Genomic DNA, 3,124 nt, shown 5'->3' on the forward strand with positions numbered 1-3,124 from the left:
TCCACACCCGTCAGCGAATCGAAGCCGAGGTCGCGGAAAGCCGACTCCGGGCGCACGATGTCGGCGGAGTCGTGGCCCAGGACCACGGCCGCCTCCGTGCGGATCAGGCGCAGTACGGCCTCGGCGCGTTCCTCGGGGGAGACACCGGCCACCAGCATGCCCCGCGACAGCGTGGTGCCGCCGGAGCGGCGCGCGGCCGCCGTGCCCGCCAGGGCGCGCAGCAGCGGGGGGACGGGCTCCGCGGACATCCGCAGCGCGGGCAGGTCGAGCCGGGCCGGGACGAGTACCGCGTCGTGGCGTTCGCGCGCCGCGTCGAAGAGGGCGAGGCCCTGCGGCGTCGAGAGCGGTACGAGCCCGCCCCGGGCCAGGCGTTTGAGGTCTCCGGCTCCGAGATGGCCCGTCATTCCGGTGCGTTCCGCCCACAGGCCCCAGGCGAGCGAGACGGCCGGCAGCCCCCGGGCCCGCCGGTGGTGCGCCAGGCTGTCGAGGTAGGCGTTGGCCGCCGCGTATCCGGCCTGGCCGGCGGAGCCGAGCACGCCCGCGACCGACGAGAACAGCACGAACGCGGACAGCTCGGCGTCCCGGGTCAGCTCGTGCAGGTTGACCGCGATGTCGACCTTGGCGCGCAGGACGCGGGCCACCTGGTCCGGTGTCAGCGACTCGACGGGGGAGTCGTCGAGCACCCCGGCCGCGTGCACGACGGCGGTCAGCGGGCGCCCCGCGGGCACGTCGGCCAGGACGCGGGCCAGGGCGGCCCGGTCGGCGGCGTCACACGCGGCGACCGTCGCCGTCGCGCCGGACCCGGCCAGCTCGGCGACGAGTTCGGCCACGCCGGGGGCGTCGGGCCCGGACCGTCCGACGAGCAGCAGGCTCCGTACGCCGTGCCGGGCGACCAGGTGGCGGGCGATGTGCCGGCCGAGCACCCCGGTACCGCCCGTGATCAGGACCGTCCCGCCGTCCGCGAGCGGCTGCGGGAGGGTCAGCACCACCTTGCCGGTGTGGCGGCCCCGGCTGACGAGGCGCAGCGCCTCCCGCGCGTGGCGGATGTCGAAGGTCCGTACGGGCAGCGGGCGCAGCGCACCCGACTCGAAGAGGCCGACGAGTTCGCCGAGCATTCCGGCGATCCGCTCCGGCCCGGCGTCGAGGAGGTCGAAGGCGCGGTAGCGCACGTCGGGCCGGTCGGCCGCGACCGCCTGCGGCTCGCGGATGTCGGTCTTGCCCATCTCCACGAAGCGGCCGTCACGGGCGAGGAGCCGCAGCGACGCGTCCACGAACTCCCGGGCGAGGGAGTTGAGGACGACATCCACGCCGCGGCCGCCGGTGGCCTCCGTGAAGCGCTGCTCGAACGCGGTGTCGCGTGAGGACGCGACGTNCGGGCGAGGGAGTTGAGGACGACATCCACGCCGCGGCCGCCGGTGGCCTCCGTGAAGCGCTGCTCGAACGCGGTGTCGCGTGAGGACGCGACGTGGTCGGCGGGCACGCCCAGCCCGCGGACCGCCGCCCACTTCGCGGGCCCGGCGGTGGCGAACACCTCGGCACCCCAGTGCCGCGCGAGCTGGACCGCGGCCATGCCGACGCCCCCGGCGGCGGCGTGTACGAGCACCGACTCGCCGGCCCGGAGCCCCGCGAGGTCCCGCAGCCCGTACAGCGCGGTCAGGAACACGATCGGTACGGACGCCGCCTGCACGAACGACCAGCCGGACGGCACGCGGGCGAGCAGGCGCCGGTCCGCGACCGCGAGCGGGCCGAACGAGCCGTCGAACAGCCCCATGACGCGGTCGCCCGGGGCCAGGTCCGCCACACCGGGCCCGGTCTCCAGGACGACGCCCGCCGCCTCGGCGCCGACGACCGCCCGGCCGGGATACATGCCCAGCGCGATCAGCGCGTCGCGGAAGTTGACCCCGGCGGCGCGCACCGCGACCCTGGCCTGCCCCTCCGCCAGCGGCGCCGCGGCGTCGGAGTGCTCCACGACACCGACGGAGTCGAGCGTGCGCCCCGGCCCCGCCGCGAGGCGCCACGGCGCGGCCCCGTCCGGCGGTACGAGCGCGGAGTCGGCGGCCGCGCGGACCAGACGCGGCGTCAGCACGGCGCCGTCCCGGACGATCGCCTGCGGCTCACCGGCGGCGAGGACGGCGCGCAACTCGGCGGGCGCCGCCGCGCCGTCGCCCCGCGGATCGAGGTCGACCAGGACGAAACGGCCCGGGTGCTCGGTCTGCGCGGACCGCACCAGGCCCCAGACAGCCGCGTAGGCCGGGCAGGGCACGTCGTCGTGCGCTCCCGCGCCGATCGCCCCGCGCGTGGCGACGATCAGGCGTACATCGGCGAGGCGGTCGTCGGCGAGCCACCGGCGGACGGCGTCCAGGGCGTCGCGCACCGCCTCCGCGGCGGCGTCGGGCGCGGTCCCGGCAACAGCAGGGCAGGGCAGGACGGCCACCCGGACGTCCGCCTCGGCCACCGAGCCCGGGTCCGCGCACGCCACGCCTCCCAGGGCGACCAGAGCGGCCGCCGCCGACGAGTCGCCGAGCACCGCCCACCGGAGCGTGTCGTCCCGGGGCTCCGCGAGCGGGACCGGAGCCCACTCCACGCGGTGCAGCCAGTCGCCGACGGCGTCGACCGATCCGGCGAACTGCTCGGATACGGGCCGCAGCGCCAGCGACTCGGCCTGGAGCACCGGAGCGCCGCTCTCGTCGGTCGCCAGGACCGACACCGTGTACTGGCCGGTGCGCCGAAGCCGTACACGCAGGGCCGCGAGGGGCCGCACGGCGGCATACCGCGCCACCCCCGCCCAGGCGAACGGCAGCAGGGTCGCGCCCGACGCCTCCACGGCGTCCAGCGCGGCGATGTGCAGCGCGGCGTCCAGGAGTGCCGGGTGCAGAGCGAACCCGTGCTCCGCGCGCTCGCCCGTGTCAGGCAGAGCGACCTCGGCGAAGAACTCGTCACCGTGGCGCCACGCGGCCCGCAGACCCCGAAAGGCCGGGCCGTAGGAGTAGCCGAACTCCGCGAACCGCTCGTACACCTCTGCCGTGTCGACGGCCTCGGCGCCGACCGGCGGCCACGCGCCCGGTTCGCCGGTCCGGGGCTGCGGGACATCGGCGGTGAGTGTGCCGGTGGCGTGGTGGGTCCA

1 protein-coding gene and 1 pseudogene are annotated in these 3,124 nt (G+C 76.9%); both read right to left on the minus strand.

All coding sequences use genetic code 11. The annotated features are described in order from the left end of the window. Window positions 1-1,505, minus strand: a 1,505-nt coding sequence (locus RKE29_RS28940) for an SDR family NAD(P)-dependent oxidoreductase (protein WP_312008680.1), incomplete at its 3' end; no start/stop codon positions are given. After that, a pseudogene (locus RKE29_RS28945) lies at window positions 1,388-3,124 on the minus strand (polyketide synthase dehydratase domain-containing protein); the annotation flags it as partial. The pseudogene RKE29_RS28945 and the gene RKE29_RS28940, both read right to left, overlap by 118 nt.

Origin of the sequence: Streptomyces sp. B1866, assembly GCF_031932565.1 — a bacterium.
In the GTDB taxonomy this organism is placed as follows: domain Bacteria; phylum Actinomycetota; class Actinomycetes; order Streptomycetales; family Streptomycetaceae; genus Streptomyces.